Origin of the sequence: Prosthecobacter sp. (assembly GCF_029946185.1) — a bacterium.
GTDB lineage: Bacteria > Verrucomicrobiota > Verrucomicrobiia > Verrucomicrobiales > Verrucomicrobiaceae > Prosthecobacter.
In genome coordinates, this window is record NZ_JAQSEA010000279.1 from 41,618 (window position 1) to 56,417 (window position 14,800).

The window sequence follows — 14,800 nt, forward strand, 5'->3', positions numbered from 1 at the left end:
TTCAAAGCACGTCATGGGTCTCGACAGCGTTGAACTTGTTTTATCGTTTGAGGAAACTTTTCAAATCTCGATCCCGAATCAGGAGGCTGAAAAGATGTGCACGCCTCGCAACGTGATCAACTTCATCGTCGCCACACTGGGCACAAAAGTGGAGGGTCCTGCCGTCGTAACACCGAAAAAACATGCGTCTCTTTGCACGGAACTGGTGTGCGCCATGCAGGCCTCAGGCATTGCTGACAAAACGGTCACCATGGATCTAAGACTCGATGCTGTGTTTGCTGATCGCCGTTTGCGACGGCACCATTGGAGGGAGCTCAGACAACAGCTTCATGCGAAGGAGTGGCCGCACCTGCGCTGGCTAGGGCTCAGCGCGGATTTCCCCGTCCGACTGCAAACGCTCGGAGATCTGGTCGATTGGCTGGCTTGCAATAGGCGGCAGATTCTAACGGCTGAAGAGCGTCAGGCTCTCACCCGGGAGGACATCGCCATGATCGTGAGGAACATCACCCTTTATCAAACCGGTTTTACTGAAGAAGAGTACAGCGAGGACAAGCGCTTCGTTCAGGACATGGGTTTAGAATAGATTGTGTCACAGAAAACGCCCCCTTGCGCATGCGCCTACGAAGTGAATCATTCTCCAATGAAACACCTCCTTCTACTGCCGCTTGCTCTTGTCTTTGTTCAATGTACCACGCCCCAATCTGGCGGCACCCCGGGGAGTCCGCCGCAGGCATCATCCTGGGGCATGCCGCAGATCATCAATGTCTCGGCTTATGATCCGAAGGAGAAGCAGCGCACGGGGCAGGGGTACTCGGAGCATGATGTGTCTGCGCTGCGAGCGAACGGGGCGAGTGGCTTGATCGCGCGGGCGGGCAAGGGGGGGAATCTGGATGAGAAGTGCGGGAACTTCCTCGCGGCAGCGGATCGTGCGGGGATGCTGCCGGGTGTTTACTACCGTCTACAAAATCACGTGGATGCGGTGGCGCAGGCGGATCAATTCTGCTCACGCGCACAGTCGCTGGCTCGTGGCCGGGCTTGGAATGCGCCAGCACTGCTGCTGTGCGCGGACTTTGATGCGAACTCGCGGCTCTCAGACATCCTGCGCTTCATTGACCGCGTGGAATCGCGCACAGGCGTTGTCCCTGTGGCGTATCTGGAAAACAGCACGCATTTGAAGCAGCTCCTCAGCAGCGCGGATCCGGCCACGAAGGCCAAGCTGCGGCGCATGCCCTACTGGCTGGCGCTGTATGCGCATGACAGCGGTGCGGGGCCGGTGTACCCAGCGCCGGGAAATCCGCGCGGACTGGTCCATCAATACCAAGTGTGGTCTGACTGGACGCTGTGGCAGTATGGTGGCGTGGACTGGGCGCATGGCCGCTCACAGCCGAAAGTTTACAATCACGGGGCGCACCGCAACAGCCTCTACTTCGGCAATCTCGACCGGCCGGTGGAGCGCAATGTATTCAATGGCTCGCAAGCGGCGCTGCAGTCGTTCTGGCAGCAGCATGGCCTTTCGCTCCATTGATCAGCGCAGTGTCACTGCGACCTGCTTCAGGGCATCGACCAAGGCACGCGTGGCGGCAGAGGCGCGGCCTTTTTGCCAGAGCACGATGAAGTCCCAGCGGGCTTTTTCATCGCTGACGGGCACAAAGGTCACGCCGGGATGCTGCAATTTTTCAAAGTAGCCGGGCAGCAGAGTCACGGCCGACTCGGAGACGACTTGGGAGAGCACGTTGCTGATGCCGTCCACCACGACGGCGAAACGCGGCTTGAACCCGGCTGACTTGCACAGGGCAGTCGCCCAGCGATTGCGACCCGGCACCTGGTCTTCATCCACGCCGATAAAGTCACGCCCCTTCAACTCTTTGAGCGCTATGTTTTTTTGCGCCGCGATTGGATCGTCATCGGCCACTGCTACGCAGACATGGAGTGAGCAGAGTTTGGTGCTGTGAAATTCACTCGCTGCGGTCACACCCTCCTGGCCGATGAGCGCGAGATCGAGCTCTCCGGCACGCAGGCCGTCGAGCTGCTCGCGCGGAGACATGTCGTGAAGTTTGAGCTTCACCTCCGGCTGTGATTTGCGCAGCTTTGCCAGAGCCGGAGTGAGCATGCTCTGGGCAGCGGAAAACAGGTAGCCCACGCGAAGTTCGGAGCGCTCGCCACGTGCCTGACGGCGAAGTTCCGCCAATGCTGCGTCATAGCTACCGACCAGTGGGCGCATGGACTTCACCAGGGCATGGCCGAGACCCGTGGGTTTGACACCGCTGCTCTCGCGCTCCAGCAGCTTGCCGCCGAGTTCGTTTTCCAAAGCCTGCATCTGCCGGCTCAGCGCAGGCTGGGTGATGCGCAGCCGCACTGCAGCGCGGTTGACGCTGCCTTCTTCGATCACGGTGAGCAGGGCTCGGATGCGTTCCATCATGCCGCCGAGGGTATGCGCATCCGGCATAACGGCAACTGCCAAGAGGCATTACCCGCCATCCCACGGATGGCGCAGTGTCCACTTGCTCCGAAGAGAGCTCATCAACCCTAACTCACCCTCCCATGAAAATCGCAATCATCATCACCTCAGATCCACAAAACGGCGAAGAAGCCCTCGGCCGCGTCTTCAATGCCCTCGCTCTCGCAGCGGAAGCCCAGGCGAAGAACGACGAAGTCAATGTCGTGTTCGCCGGCACCGGCACCCGCTGGCCCGCCAGACTCGCGAAGCCCACGCATCCGGCGCATGGCCTGTACGATGCCGTGCGTCCAGTCATCACCGGTGCCTCCTGTGGCTGCGCCGCTGTCTTTGGCGCGACAAAGGAAGTCGAAGCCTGCGGTCTGCCTGAAATCAAAGACCATGCACTGGCCGGCACGCCCGGGGTGGCAAGCATCCGCCGTTATCTGGCTGAAGGCTGGCAGACACTCGTGTTCTGATACAATCACCCGACAAACACTTTTTATCAGCAACCTCCACTCCTCCTCGATTATGGCCGACCGATTCATGCATACCGTGCTCACGCCTGCCGTGTTCGAGGCGGAGCGACACTATTATGGGCGGACTTATCCCGCCTTTGACTCCACCCCGGAGCGTGATGCACTCACCACAGGAGAAGCGGCGTTCATCTCCCAGCGGGACTCTTTTTACATGGCCACCATCACCGAAAATGGCTGGCCGTATCTGCAGCATCGCGGAGGGACGAAGGGGTTCCTTCGAGTCACCGGACCGAATGAACTCATGTTCGCTGACCATGGTGGCAATCGCCAGATGATCAGCGTCGGCAGCCTCGCAAAGAATGATCGCGTCAGTCTCTTTCTCATGGACTACCCGGCCCGTGAGCGTTTGAAGATTCTCGGTCACGCCAAAGTGCTGGATGCGCGCGATCATCCCGATCTCGTGGCCAAGATCGCCCCGCCCGGCGGGCATGCAGCCAAGGTCGAGCGCATCTTTGTCATCGAAGTTTTATCCTACGACTGGAACTGCCCTAAATTCATCACACCGCGCTTCACCGCAGCGGAGGTACAAGACGCTGTGTCACCGCTGAAGGCCCGCATTGCCGAACTCGAATCCCAACTCAAACTCCACACACCATGAACCCACGCCCACCCCTGCCACCCTTCACTGAAGAAACAGCGATCCAAAAAGTCCAGATGGCTGAAGACGCCTGGAACAGCCGCGATCCCGAGCGCGTCTCACTGGCCTACACGCCCGACACCGAATGGCGCAATCGTGATGTCTTTCTCAATGGCCGCACCGAAGTCGTGGAGTTCCTGAAAAAGAAGTGGATCAGGGAGCAGGACTACCGCCTCAAGAAAACGCTCTGGGCTTTCACGGGAAATCGCATCGCGGTGCGCTTTGAATACGAATGGCATGACGCCGCCGGCCAGTGGTGGCGCAGCCATGGCAATGAGAACTGGGAGTTTGATGCGGACGGCTACATGGCCAAACGCTATGCCAGCATCAATGATCAACCGATTCGCGAGGAGGAGCGTAAATTGCGCTGGGAGCGGATCTAACATCCGTACCCTCCATCCTTTCCATGCACCCAGTCATCCTCATCACCGGAGCCACGCGTGGCATTGGTTTCGCTGCCGCCACACAACTCGCCACTCGTGGCGCGCAGGTCATCATCGCCAGCCGTGACGGCAGCCGTGCCGCCGCAGCTGCGGCTCAACTCGGCGACCACGTGAGCAGTGTGGCGCTCGACATCACGGATCAGACGAGTGTGGAAGCTGCGGTGAAGCAGATCGAGGGGCAGTTTGGGCGGCTCGATGTGCTGGCCAACAACTCCGCCATCCTTCTGGACCACTATCAGAGCCTGCTGGAACTCAAGCCCGAGGTGCTGCTGGAGACGCTGAACACGAATGTGGTCGGTACGCTGCGGGTCTGCCAGGCGTTTGCGCCGCTGCTCGCCAAATCCAGTGCGCCGCGCATTGTCAATGTCTCCAGTGGCGCAGGCCAGCTTGATGGAGAGCCGCAGGCCTGGGCGCCGGCGTATTGCATCAGCAAGACCGCGCTGAACATGCTCACCCAGCAGCTCACCGCCGCATTGCCTGACGTCATCATCAACAGCATGTGCCCTGGCTGGTGCCGAACAGAAATGGGCGGCAGCGATGCGCCCCGTACTCCCGATGAAGGCGCTGAAACGCTGACCTGGCTGGCGCTCGAATCACCGCATGACCTGCGTGGAAAATTCGTCAAAGACCTCACGGTCATTCCTTGGTAAGCTTTGGAAGCTGGCCTGCCCTTGCAACGTTCTGGATGGATGAAACAAACATCCGTCCTCCTTGGGGGCATCCTCAGTTTGCTGACTCCACTGCACGCAGCTGAGCTGGCAGGGGCACCGGGTCCGGTGGACGCTCCGGCGGACGCGAAGCTGGTGCACCGGCTGGAGATCACGAAGCCCGGTGTGTATGAAAACTTCCGTGTCGATGCGCAGGGCCAGGGTGGCAACATCGTGAAAATCAGCGCAGACGATGTCACATTGCGCAACTGCGAGATCTTCAATGGGAAGGGGAATGGCGTGGGTGTGTTTGGCACGCGCGTCATCATCGAGAACTGCCGCATTCATCATCTCTTAAACGGCACCTTCGAGGAGCAGAACGATGCCCATGGAATCACCGGACGCTGGGGTGATGTCACGATCCGCAACTGCGCCATCTCCCACGTTTCGGGCGACTGCATTCAGTTTGATCCGGACCGTCGAGCACGCGGCAGCCTGACGATTGAAAAGTGTCATCTGTGGACAGGTTCACTGGCAGAGGACGTGCCCGGATTTAAAGCGGGGCAGAGTCCTGGGGAGAATGCCTTCGACTCCAAAACCCCTCCCGATGGCGAGCGCTGCAAGCTCATCATCCGCCAGTGCTACATGCATGGGTGGAACCAGCCCAGCCAGATTTCGACACGCGCCGCGCTGAATTTAAAGGAGCACATCGACGCGGTGATCTCGCACTGTGTGTTTGATGATAATGAGGTGGCCATCCGTGCACGTGGTCCTGGCGGGCGCGGAGATGCGCGGGTGAGGGTGGAGGATTGCGCGATGTACCACACGAAGGTCGGAGTGCGGGCGGAGGACAAAATTCAGGATCTCAAAATACTGCGCATGGCTTACGGGGCGGGGGTGGAAGTACGCGAAGAACGGCATGGCGGCAAGGAGCTGCCCGGCTATGAAAACACGGGGGAGTATGAGGCGCCGCCGATGGCAAGCCTCATCGTCAATCCCCAGTCTTGAACCGTGCCTGCTGCGATTTAGTTAGGAAGCTGCGGGCCTTCCGCATATCCGTGCGGACCCATGCATTCACTTTCATGGCTTGGGCTGGCGAGAGCGTCAGCTTCTCCGCCGATGTGCCGCTGATCTGCTTTTTCTGATCGCTGGCTGGTGCCGTGCGGTAGCCGGAGATGGTGCCGACCTTGAGCCGCGTGGTCTTTGCCGTGGGCAGGTCCGCCGCAGGTACAGAGACGGCATTTGCGCACTCCACCTTCTCCGCTGCGGCGATCAACTGGGACAGTGAAATCACCGCCGGGTCATACTTGAAAGGCGGGCTTCATGCCCGTGAGAGGTGGCCGCCCGGCATTTATTTCACGAAAGACTCGGCCGCGCCAACGTTTGAGGGGACTGCTCATGAAACTGCTGTGCTCCTTATTGCTCTTTTCAGCCGTCGCTCTCTGCGCTGCTGAATCCATTCCGCTTTGGCCGGACAAGCCGCCGCAGTTTCTTGAGAACGCACCTGCTGAAGCTCATGAAGAACGCGGCACGATACGAAATGTCACCGTGCCCACGATCACGCGCTTCCTGCCACCCGCGGACAAAAGCACGGGCATGGCGATCATCGTTTGCGCGGGCGGTGGCTATGGTGCGCTGGACTGGAAAACGCATGTCGAGTACGCCGCCGCTGTTTTCAATCCGAAGGGGGTCGCCATCATCGGACTGAAGTATCGGCTGCGCCCGCCGCATAAGCTGGATAATGCCGGCATTCAGGCGCTGACACTTCTCGATGCGAAGCGAGCGGTACGACTGGTGAGGCATCGTGAGGCGGAGTGGGGCATTGATCCGCAGCAGATCGGCATCGCCGGATATTCAGCCGGTGGAAATCTGAGCATGAACCTCGCGGCAAACTTTGATCGCGGTGATGCGCAGTCCTCCGACCCTGTCGAGCACGAGAGCAGCCGCCCCGATTTCGCAGTCGGTCTCGCGACGTGGCACTGGCGGCAGAAAGAGTCGCCGTTTGTGTTTCGGAAAGACACGCCGCCGGTGTTTCTCGTGCATGCCACGAATGATGGCATCAACGGGGGTGCGCCGATTGAGATGCCGAAGGCCATCAAGGTGGATCTGGAGAAGCTCGGTGTGCCGGTGCGCATGGAGATTTTTGACGTTGGCTCGCATGGCGTGGGCAATCTGATTCCGCAGCGCGTGAAAAACGGCTTTCCGCCCGCACAGTGGCCGGAACTGCTGCTGGCGTGGCTCAAGGACCTGCCCAAGCCATAATATTTTCGCCCACCGAGCGCTGACGCTACGCTGGCGGCGCGAGGGCTGCCAAGATCAAAGCCGACTTGCAGCAATGATTACCGCGACATGATGCACCGAGCAATCCGGACTCGACAGGCGACAAGGCGAACTGAGCGCAAAGGAGGTGCAACGACGTTGCCGGATTTGAAAGAGTTTCAACCTAGGTACGTGGAGTACATTCCACCGCCACTCCGTCATCTGCATGAAGACTCCACTTCTGACTCTGCTTTCGTTCTTCGTCCTTTTGCTTTCCTCATTGGGCGCGAAGCAGCCCAACGTGGTCATCATCCTCGCTGATGATCTTGGCTATGGCGATCTCGGGTGCTATGGACATCCGCAGATCAAAACGCCGAACCTTGACCGCATGGCGGCGGAGGGTGCGCGGCTCACGCAGTTCAACTGCCCGGCACCGTTTTGCGCACCCACGCGGTCGGCGCTGATGACGGGGCGTTACCCCTTCCGCTGCGGCATGACTGCCAATCCCGCGCCGGATGGCGGTCCGGCTGCGGATGCGCTGCATCTGCCGGAGTCGGAGATCACGCTGGCGCAGGCGCTGAAAACATCCGGTTATGCCACGGTCATGGTGGGGAAATGGCATCTTGGCCACAAAGCGGGCTTCCTGCCCACGGATCGCGGATTCGATGAGTATTACGGCATCCCGTACTCGAATGACATGCGGCCTGTTCAGGTGCTGGAAGGCACGCAGGTCATTGAGCACCCCGTGGTGCAGGCCACGCTGACACGGCGCTACACGGAGCGCGCACTGGGCTTCATTGAGCGCAGCAAGGACCAGCCGTTTTTCCTCTACCTCGCTGAGGCGATGCCGCACAAGCCGCTCGCGGTATCTGAGGCGTTCTACAAGAAGAGCGAGGCCGGACTGTATGGCGATGCCGTGGAGGAACTCGACTGGAGCGTAGGCCAGGTGCTGGCGAAACTGAAGGAACTGGGGCTGGATGAAAATACGCTCGTGCTTTTTACCAGCGACAACGGCCCATGGTTCGGTGGCAACAGCGGCGGACTGCGTGGCATGAAAGGAGCGCAGTGGGAAGGTGGCTACCGCGTGCCAATGATCGCGCGCTGGCCCGGCAAGATTCCCGCCGGTCATGTGAGCGATCAAATGGCGATCACCATGGACCTCTTTGCCACGGTGCTGGAAGTGACGGGCGCAAAGATGCCGGACGAGCGTATGCTGGATGGCCTCAACATCATGCCGCTGTTCACCAGCGCGGCAAAATCGCCGCACGAGTATATCTTTGGTCATTTCAATTCCAAGCTGGCCAACATCCGCGATGCGCGCTGGAAGCTGCATGTGCTTCCCGCAGGACAGTTGAAGCTCAAGCCAGGTGCGGATGGCAAGTGGCCCGATCCACGCGCGCCCGATGGCGTCACGATCCTCGCGCCGTATGAGCAGTATAACCTCGACGCCTTTCCTGGACTCAACACCGGCGATGCCGCAGCGAAGATGCAGCTTTTTGATCTGCAAAACGACCCGGGTGAGCAGCATGATGTGGCCGCACAGCACCCTGATGAAGTGAAACGACTCCTATCCGCCTATGAGGTGATGAACAAGGACGTGCCCGTCATCGAGGAGGTGAAGCGCACGCCGTATAAAAAATAGCGCCCGAACGTGCCTGAGGGCATTCCGTTGAAAGAGCGTCGGCTTGCCTGCGTCCTCACTCTTTCAACCATGAAACTCGCCCTGACCCTTCTCTTTGTCCTCTCCTTGCATGCCTTCGCGGATCTCGCGGGCGGCAAGCCGAACATCATTCTCGTTATGACAGATGATCAGGGCTATGGCCAGCTGGCATGTCATGGCCATCCCTGGCTGAAGACGCCGAACCTTGACGCGCTGCATGAACAGAGCCTGCGCTTCACCCGCTTCCTCGTCAGCCCCACGTGCGCTCCCACGCGCAGCGCCATCATGACGGGCCGGCATCCGATGAAGAACGGCATCACTCACACCATTTTGGAGCGCGAGCGCATGACGCTGGACGCGATCATCCTGCCGCAGGTACTTAAAACCGCAGGCTACACCTCCGGCATCTTTGGCAAATGGCACCTCGGAGATGAAGAGCCGTATCAGCCGCACAAGCGCGGCTTTGATGAAGCCTTCATCCACGGCGCGGGTGGCATCGGCCAGGCCTATCCCTGCTCCTGTGCGGATGTGCCGGACAACAAGTACATGGACCCCGTCATCCGTCACAATGGCAGCTTTGTGAAGACGCACGGTTTCTGCACAGATGTCTTCTTCACCGCCGCACTCGGCTGGATGAAGCAGCAGAAAGACAGCGGCAAGCCCTTCTTCACCTACCTCACCACCAACGCGCCGCACGGCCCCTACATCGCACCGGAGAAGAATGCGAAGCGCTTCACCGATCTGGGCTTTGGCAAAGATCAGGCCGGATTCTACGGCATGATCGAGAACATTGACGAAAACATGGGCCGCCTCGCGGAGAAGCTGAAGGAATGGGATCTGTATCAAAACACGGTCGTCATTTTCATGTCTGACAACGGCACCACTGGCGGCGGCTCCGGCGTTCCCGGCAAGGATCTCGCCCCGGGGTATCCGTTCTTCAACGGCGATCAGGTCGGCCTGAAAGGCTCCACCGATGAAGGCGGCGTGCGCGTGCCATTCTTCATCCGCTGGGATGGCAAGATCAACGTCGGGCGTGACATCAGCCGCATCGCCGCACACATTGACCTGCTGCCCACCTTTGCCGCGCTGGCCGGTGCGGAGCTGCCGAAGAACCAAGTCGAAGGCCGCAGCCTGCTGCCGCTGATCGAAGGCAAGGCGGACAAATGGGAGGACCGCTTTCTCTTCACCCACGTCGCACGCTGGCCCACGGGCGAAGAACCGAACAAGTTCGAGTTTATCAACTACGGCGTGCGCAACCAGCGCTTCCGCTTCGTCGGCCCGCGAGGTGGTGGCGGCAATCCGAAGAAGAACAAAAAGGCGGCTGCATCACCCGCAAAAAGCGCGCTCTATGACATCGAAGCCGATCCGTATCAGAAGACCGATGTCAGCGGCGACTACCCTGAAGTGACCGAAAAGATGAACACCGCCTACGAGGCCTTCTGGAAGGAAGCACGCCCTCTCATGATCAACGAAACCGCGCCCATGTCTCCCACGAAGCCCTACTGGGAGCTTTATGAGAAACAGCTCAAGTCCGGCGGCATTCCGGAATGGACGCCTCCTTCGCTTTAATCATCATCGCGCTTCACAAACCGCCTGCGGTGCCACAGCAGCCAGAGTGTGGCGAGCAGCGCCCAGGTCAGGGAGGCGTAGATGTGATGTGACACCGTGGTCGAAGGCCTCCAAGCGGGCGTGGCCCGGGTGATGGCGGCAAGGATGCCGAGGAACATCAGGAAGCGCACCCACTTGCTCTTCACGGAGAAGCCGTCAAGATCGCCGCTGTGGCCAAACAGCACACGGCTGCCGACGATAATCATCAGCATGCCAAAACCGCCGATGTAGAGCAGATGCTCCACACTGACATGCTGGGCGTAGAAAAATCCGGCAAGCGCCAAACCGAGCCAGCCGAGGATCAACGACCAAAGCAGCCCCGTAGTGAGGGATCCGCTCTGCTCCGTTTTCCAGCGCACCTCCATGAACAGATAACCCGCAGCCACGAGCGCCCGCAGCGTATAACCCGCGATGATCTGACCGCAGGCTTCGAGAAAGAAACTGCTCACGAGGAGGCCGGCGGTCAGGAGAGCACGTACGAGTTTGGTCCGAAGATGCGCCTCCGTTTTTGGATCGCCAAAATCACCGCCGAGCATGCGTGGGAATACAAACGAGCCGATGCCCAGCACCGGGGGCAGCAGCAGGCCCTGATAGAGCAGGAGATTCGCGAGGCGGAAACGCGCTGGATCAAGCAAGGTCGCTGGAGACAGCAGCAGCGCCGCACCTGTGATACCGCAGATCAGACCGATGAACGCGAGAAGCAACTGCGGCGGCGGTGCCTCCGTGCGAAATTTCACCACGCGGATCATGAGGCACAGCAGCAGCGAGCCGAGCAGCGCGATGAAGAACATATCTCCCCAGGCCATGTGCAGGGTGAGATGGGAAATGCCGCAGGCCATATGCAGCGCGAAGAGCCAGAGCAGCTCCGGTGGTGTGAGCTTCGGAGCCGTTGCCATGCGTGGCCCGGCGGTGCCGAGAAAACCGACGACGAAGGCCGCGCCGAAGGCTTCAATCATGATACGCGCGTGAACGAAGCCCGGATAGAAGCCGAGCTGCTGCGCATAATACAGAGGCCATAGCGTCACGCCGATGATGCTCCAAATGGCACCGCTGAAAAAGAACACGCGATACGGCTCTGCGGCGAGCCAGCGCAGACCATCGTGGCACGGGCGGGCGGGCTTGAGCTTCTTATGTTTGCAGGCGGGAAAGCTCACGGGATAAAAGGGGTTCAGTGTTTTTCCAGCTGCTTCCGTACCGCATCGACGACCGGCTGAATGTCGGCACCCAGGGCCTCCACGCGGAGCACCACCCTGCCGTCCGCATCAAGCACTGCAATGAGGTTGGAGTGGGCGAAGAAGCCATCCACCAGCTGATATTTGAAGTCCAGCGCCACGGCAGACTGCTGCACGACGTCAGCAGGGGCGGCAAGGAAAGTCCAGCGGGCGGGGCTCAAGCTGCGCTCAAGCATCGTGGCGGTCATCTGTTCAGGCGTGTCGTACTGCGGGTCGATGGAAAGAAAAACAAAGCCCGTCCGGGCCGCGTCTTTGCCGAGTGCCTGCTCAATGTGCTGCATGTCTGACAAGATGCGCGGGCAGGCGAATTGGCAGCGTGTGAAGCCCATGGTGACAACATGCACCTTGCCGCGCAGACTGGCTAGTGTGGCCGGTTTGTTGTCCTGGCCGCGCCATTCACCGGGCAGATCATAGACGGTGGCAAAGGCGATGACAGGACTCTTTGGCGTGCCCGGTGTGATGGACTGAGCGGCACGGAAGCCGAGGCTGCCCACGCAGTACGCGCCCTTCAGGCTGGAACGAAGTGCATAACGCATGAAGGCGGCGTAATTGGTGACGTCGGTTGCGAGCAGCGCTCCTGCGCCACAGAATAATTTCCGCTCCAGTGAGCCGTCACCACGCGAGTCACCCACGAGCAAGGTGGAGTTGAAATCCTGCACCCACTCCCACACGAGACCATGCATTCCGCGCAGGCCGTAAACGTTTTGCGTGCCGGTGTGGACATCCTCTAGCGCTGACGTCGCAGGTTTTGAATACCACTCCAAAAGCTGCCGCAGATAGGCCGGGTCCGTGCTCGCATCCTGATTCGTGGCATCAGCGCGTGCTACGAACTCCCACTCATCCTGCGTAGGCAGCCGCTTTCCTTGTGCTTCGCAGCAGGCCTTCGCCGCAAACCACGAAACATACGTCACCGGCGCGTTGCCGGGGGCCTTGTCACCGAGTTCGAGATCACCCGCCCAATTGGACAGGTAATTCGCATCTGCCAGCGAACGCCTCACCTTTGATTTCTGCCACTCGGGATGCGCCTTCACGAACTGGAGAAATTCTCCGTTCGTCACCTGCGCCACAGCCATGAAGAAGGACTGAGTTTTGCGGCTCTTCGACTCCTTCGCGTAGAGCGGCTTGTAGTCACCACCGGAAATGAAAACCATGTGCGGTGGCGGCTGCGGCGCTGCTGCCTGCAAGATGCTGAGCGTACCGGCAAAAATCAGCAGTGATGTGAGGGCAGTTTTCATGCATCAATGTGTTCCGGGCGCGGCCGGCGCAGGAACGGTCTCACGCACTTCCTTGACTGTCGCCGGAAGCACCTCGGTGCCGTTGTTACCCCACTGGCTGTAAACATACGTGAGCACGTTTGCGACTTGCTCGTCGTTCAGACCGAGCTGAGGCATGATGCTTTCGTAGGTCTCTTCATTGACGGTGACCTTGCCCTCCAGTCCATGCAGCACGTTGCTGATCGCACGTTTGGGATCGGCATTGAGATAGTCCGACTTCGCGAGTGGCGGGAAGGCTTTCGGGATGCCCTGGCCTTCCGGCTGATGGCAGGCGAAGCAGACCGAGGTGTAGATGATTTTGCCGCGTGCAATGCGCTCATCCTTGTTTGCGGCCGGAGCCTGCTGCGTGGCCACCTGCGGCATGGTCTGAATCGCACCGCCTTCGAACCGGTAGATGCGATCATCCTGCTTGCCCGAATAAATCACCTTGTTCTCCTCGCCCGTGACTTTGATCATGCCGATCGCCCCTTTGTTGAAGGCACGAAAGATCGAGTGATCGACGAGGATGTAGCTGCCGGGAACTTCGAGGCCGAACTCAACTATGGTCGATCCGCCAGAGGGTATCATCGTCGTCTGGACGTTGTGCTGTGCGGGCGGAGCAGCGCCTTCGAGGTAAACCGTGTCGAAGATTTCGCCGATGACATGGAATGAAGACGTGAGGTTGGGTCCGGCATTGCCGACGAACAGACGCACTTTCTCGCCGACCTTCGCGGACATGGCATTGTCACCGGCGATGGCGCCGACGGAACCGTTGAAGACGACGTAGTCCGCATTCTCGGCCAGTGCTTTTTCCATGCTGAAAGGCTGCAGGCCTCGCGCACCATACGGCCCCTTGGTGTAAAATTCAGACTGCATGACATAGTACTCCCGGTCCACTTTGGGCAGGCCGCCGACCGGCTCGACCAGGATGAGACCATACATACCGTTCGCGATGTGCATGCCCACCGGCGCTGTGGCGCAGTGATAGACAAACAATCCTGGCACCAGTGCCTTGAACGAGAACACAGACTCGTGTCCAGGGGCTGTGAACGAGGCTGCCGCACCACCGCCCGGCCCGGTCACGGCGTGCAGGTCAATGTTGTGAGGCATCTTGCTGTCAGGGCGGTTCATGAGATGGAACTCTACCTCGTCATTCTGGCGAATGCGCATGAACTTGCCCGGCACACTGCCGCCGAAGGTCCAGAAGGTGTAGTCCACGCCATCCGCCATGCGTTTCACCAGTTCCTGCACCTCCAGCTTCACGGTGACTTTCGTGGGATGATCTCGCGTGATCGGCGGCGGCACATTGGGCGCATCGGTGAGCACGGCATCTTCACTGCCGGAGAGGGGCCGGTCCGGCTGCGTCAGAGTGGCAGCCACTGTTTCGGCCGCAGGAGTCTTGGAATAAGACTCCGTCTCTTTGATGAACGTTTCCTGAGAGATTTTTTGGTTTGGGCTCAGTTCTCCATCGCCACATTGTGTGAGCAAGATGGCAGTGAGTGCGAGAAGAATACGGTTGGCGATTTTTGTCATGGTGATGAGGGTTGGTAGCGCGCGTAGCGCTCACGTTGCTCCGGTGTGAGGGTGGCGGGATCAAAACGTGGATCGGGAACTTGATTGATGCGTGAGTAGATGACGTTTGCCATATCCGCCGCGCAGTTTTTGATGTGCTCGGCCTTCTCGCCGGCAAAGAGATCGTCCACCGTGCTGCGGAAGAGCATTAGCCAGTGGTCAAATTGCGCCCGTCCCATGGCCGTCAGTGGCACGAGTTTGGCATGCGTTGCGATGGGATTGCCCGTGAAGCCACCCGTGCGGAAGAGCACCGTCTCCCAGAAGGCGTACATCTTCGGCAGATGCTCGGTCCAGTTTGTCTGCGCCACCTCAGTGAAGATGAACCCCAGCACCTCATCGGTGCGGATGCGGTCGTAGAAGGAGTTCACCAGCGTTTCGATTTCGGCGCGTCTGGCGATGTCAGGCTTGGTCTCAAACATGCATGCACAATGCAACATTAACTGTCGATGTCGCTCCACTGTTTCTGTGACGTTGTGCGCGAGAATTGGCCTGTTTGCGAGCGCAACAAACGCGCAT

The 14,800-nt window shown here is 59.6% G+C and carries 16 protein-coding genes; 10 read left to right on the forward strand and 6 right to left on the reverse strand.

The window, feature by feature from the left end; genetic code table 11:
- Positions 1-13 precede the first annotated feature (13 nt).
- Both PSV43_RS22770 and PSV43_RS22775 read left to right on the forward strand, forming a co-directional pair.
- The gene (locus PSV43_RS22770) at positions 14-583 is read left to right on the forward strand and encodes a hypothetical protein (RefSeq protein WP_300203211.1); all 570 of its coding nucleotides are present in this window, start codon (positions 14-16) and stop codon (positions 581-583) included.
- A gap of 57 nt (positions 584-640) precedes the next feature.
- Entirely contained in the window at positions 641-1,525 is an 885-nt protein-coding gene (locus tag PSV43_RS22775) for a GH25 family lysozyme (protein WP_300203214.1), read from the forward strand.
- Here PSV43_RS22775 and PSV43_RS22780 read toward each other — a convergent pair whose 3' ends face one another.
- On the reverse strand, positions 1,526-2,461 hold the full coding sequence (locus tag PSV43_RS22780; protein WP_300203218.1) for a LysR family transcriptional regulator: 936 nt from the start codon (positions 2,459-2,461) through the stop codon (positions 1,526-1,528).
- Positions 2,462-2,541: 80 nt separating this feature from the next.
- Between PSV43_RS22780 and PSV43_RS22785 the strand changes: the two genes are divergently transcribed.
- From PSV43_RS22785 to PSV43_RS22805, 5 genes are read left to right on the forward strand one after another with little or no spacing between them, the layout of a single operon-like run.
- Positions 2,542-2,913: a hypothetical protein gene (locus PSV43_RS22785; RefSeq protein WP_300203220.1), complete on the forward strand. Its 372-nt coding sequence runs from the start codon at positions 2,542-2,544 to the stop codon at positions 2,911-2,913.
- Positions 2,914-2,965: 52 nt separating this feature from the next.
- On the forward strand, positions 2,966-3,571 hold the full coding sequence (locus tag PSV43_RS22790; protein WP_300203222.1) for a pyridoxamine 5'-phosphate oxidase family protein: 606 nt from the start codon (positions 2,966-2,968) through the stop codon (positions 3,569-3,571).
- Entirely contained in the window at positions 3,568-3,993 is a 426-nt protein-coding gene (locus PSV43_RS22795) for a nuclear transport factor 2 family protein (protein WP_300203224.1), read from the forward strand. Before PSV43_RS22790 ends, PSV43_RS22795 begins: the two co-directional genes overlap by 4 nt.
- A 23-nt stretch (positions 3,994-4,016) precedes the next feature.
- Positions 4,017-4,703: an SDR family NAD(P)-dependent oxidoreductase gene (locus PSV43_RS22800; RefSeq protein WP_300203226.1), complete on the forward strand. Its 687-nt coding sequence runs from the start codon at positions 4,017-4,019 to the stop codon at positions 4,701-4,703.
- Positions 4,704-4,742: 39 nt separating this feature from the next.
- Positions 4,743-5,708: a right-handed parallel beta-helix repeat-containing protein gene (locus PSV43_RS22805; RefSeq protein WP_300203228.1), complete on the forward strand. Its 966-nt coding sequence runs from the start codon at positions 4,743-4,745 to the stop codon at positions 5,706-5,708.
- On the opposite strand, the gene PSV43_RS22810 is transcribed toward PSV43_RS22805, so the two are convergent.
- Positions 5,692-5,994: a hypothetical protein gene (locus tag PSV43_RS22810; RefSeq protein WP_300203230.1), complete on the reverse strand. Its 303-nt coding sequence runs from the start codon at positions 5,992-5,994 to the stop codon at positions 5,692-5,694. The genes PSV43_RS22805 and PSV43_RS22810 overlap by 17 nt on opposite strands.
- Before the next feature lie 104 nt (positions 5,995-6,098).
- On the opposite strand from PSV43_RS22810, the gene PSV43_RS22815 reads away from it, so the two are divergent.
- The 3 genes from PSV43_RS22815 (at position 6,099) to PSV43_RS22825 (ending at position 10,188) form a co-directional block, all read left to right on the forward strand.
- Positions 6,099-6,962 carry an alpha/beta hydrolase gene (locus tag PSV43_RS22815; RefSeq protein WP_300203232.1) on the forward strand — a complete coding sequence of 288 codons (864 nt, stop codon included), beginning with the start codon at positions 6,099-6,101 and terminating at the stop codon, positions 6,960-6,962.
- 223 nt (positions 6,963-7,185) lie between these two features.
- Positions 7,186-8,601 carry a sulfatase gene (locus PSV43_RS22820; RefSeq protein ID WP_300203233.1) on the forward strand — a complete coding sequence of 472 codons (1,416 nt, stop codon included), beginning with the start codon at positions 7,186-7,188 and terminating at the stop codon, positions 8,599-8,601.
- A 69-nt stretch (positions 8,602-8,670) separates the two neighbouring features.
- Complete coding sequence (locus PSV43_RS22825) at positions 8,671-10,188, forward strand: arylsulfatase (protein WP_300203235.1); 1,518 nt, start codon at positions 8,671-8,673, stop codon at positions 10,186-10,188.
- On the opposite strand, the gene PSV43_RS22830 is transcribed toward PSV43_RS22825, so the two are convergent.
- Genes PSV43_RS22830 through PSV43_RS22845 form a run of 4 tightly spaced genes read right to left on the reverse strand, consistent with a single transcriptional unit; the run spans position 10,185 to position 14,703 of the window.
- A complete protein-coding gene (locus PSV43_RS22830; RefSeq protein WP_300203237.1) occupies positions 10,185-11,381 on the reverse strand; it encodes an NnrS family protein in 1,197 nt (398 codons plus the stop codon). The genes PSV43_RS22825 and PSV43_RS22830 overlap by 4 nt on opposite strands.
- Before the next feature lie 14 nt (positions 11,382-11,395).
- Entirely contained in the window at positions 11,396-12,694 is a 1,299-nt protein-coding gene (locus tag PSV43_RS22835; protein WP_300203239.1) for an SUMF1/EgtB/PvdO family nonheme iron enzyme, read from the reverse strand.
- A gap of 3 nt (positions 12,695-12,697) precedes the next feature.
- On the reverse strand, positions 12,698-14,245 hold the full coding sequence (gene nirK, locus PSV43_RS22840) for a copper-containing nitrite reductase (RefSeq protein WP_300203242.1): 1,548 nt from the start codon (positions 14,243-14,245) through the stop codon (positions 12,698-12,700).
- Positions 14,242-14,703, reverse strand: a complete 462-nt coding sequence (locus PSV43_RS22845; RefSeq protein WP_300203244.1) for a group III truncated hemoglobin — start codon at positions 14,701-14,703, stop codon at positions 14,242-14,244. The genes nirK and PSV43_RS22845 overlap by 4 nt, the downstream gene beginning before the upstream one ends.
- Positions 14,704-14,800: the final 97 nt, after the last annotated feature.

Bases quoted from the DNA above. Each gene is read 5' to 3' on its own strand.
- nirK (WP_300203242.1), bottom strand. From the start codon at position 14,245: ATGACAAAAATCGCCAACCGTATTCTTCTCGCACTCACTGCCATCTTG.
- PSV43_RS22825 (WP_300203235.1), top strand. From the start codon at position 8,671: ATGAAACTCGCCCTGACCCTTCTCTTTGTCCTCTCCTTGCATGCCTTC.
- PSV43_RS22790 (WP_300203222.1), top strand. From the start codon at position 2,966: ATGGCCGACCGATTCATGCATACCGTGCTCACGCCTGCCGTGTTCGAG.
- PSV43_RS22770 (WP_300203211.1), top strand. From the start codon at position 14: ATGGGTCTCGACAGCGTTGAACTTGTTTTATCGTTTGAGGAAACTTTT.
- PSV43_RS22815 (WP_300203232.1), top strand. From the start codon at position 6,099: ATGAAACTGCTGTGCTCCTTATTGCTCTTTTCAGCCGTCGCTCTCTGC.
- PSV43_RS22795 (WP_300203224.1), top strand. From the start codon at position 3,568: ATGAACCCACGCCCACCCCTGCCACCCTTCACTGAAGAAACAGCGATC.
- PSV43_RS22835 (WP_300203239.1), bottom strand. From the start codon at position 12,694: ATGAAAACTGCCCTCACATCACTGCTGATTTTTGCCGGTACGCTCAGC.
- PSV43_RS22805 (WP_300203228.1), top strand. From the start codon at position 4,743: ATGAAACAAACATCCGTCCTCCTTGGGGGCATCCTCAGTTTGCTGACT.
- PSV43_RS22800 (WP_300203226.1), top strand. From the start codon at position 4,017: ATGCACCCAGTCATCCTCATCACCGGAGCCACGCGTGGCATTGGTTTC.
- PSV43_RS22845 (WP_300203244.1), bottom strand. From the start codon at position 14,703: ATGTTTGAGACCAAGCCTGACATCGCCAGACGCGCCGAAATCGAAACG.
- PSV43_RS22785 (WP_300203220.1), top strand. From the start codon at position 2,542: ATGAAAATCGCAATCATCATCACCTCAGATCCACAAAACGGCGAAGAA.
- PSV43_RS22775 (WP_300203214.1), top strand. From the start codon at position 641: ATGAAACACCTCCTTCTACTGCCGCTTGCTCTTGTCTTTGTTCAATGT.
- PSV43_RS22820 (WP_300203233.1), top strand. From the start codon at position 7,186: ATGAAGACTCCACTTCTGACTCTGCTTTCGTTCTTCGTCCTTTTGCTT.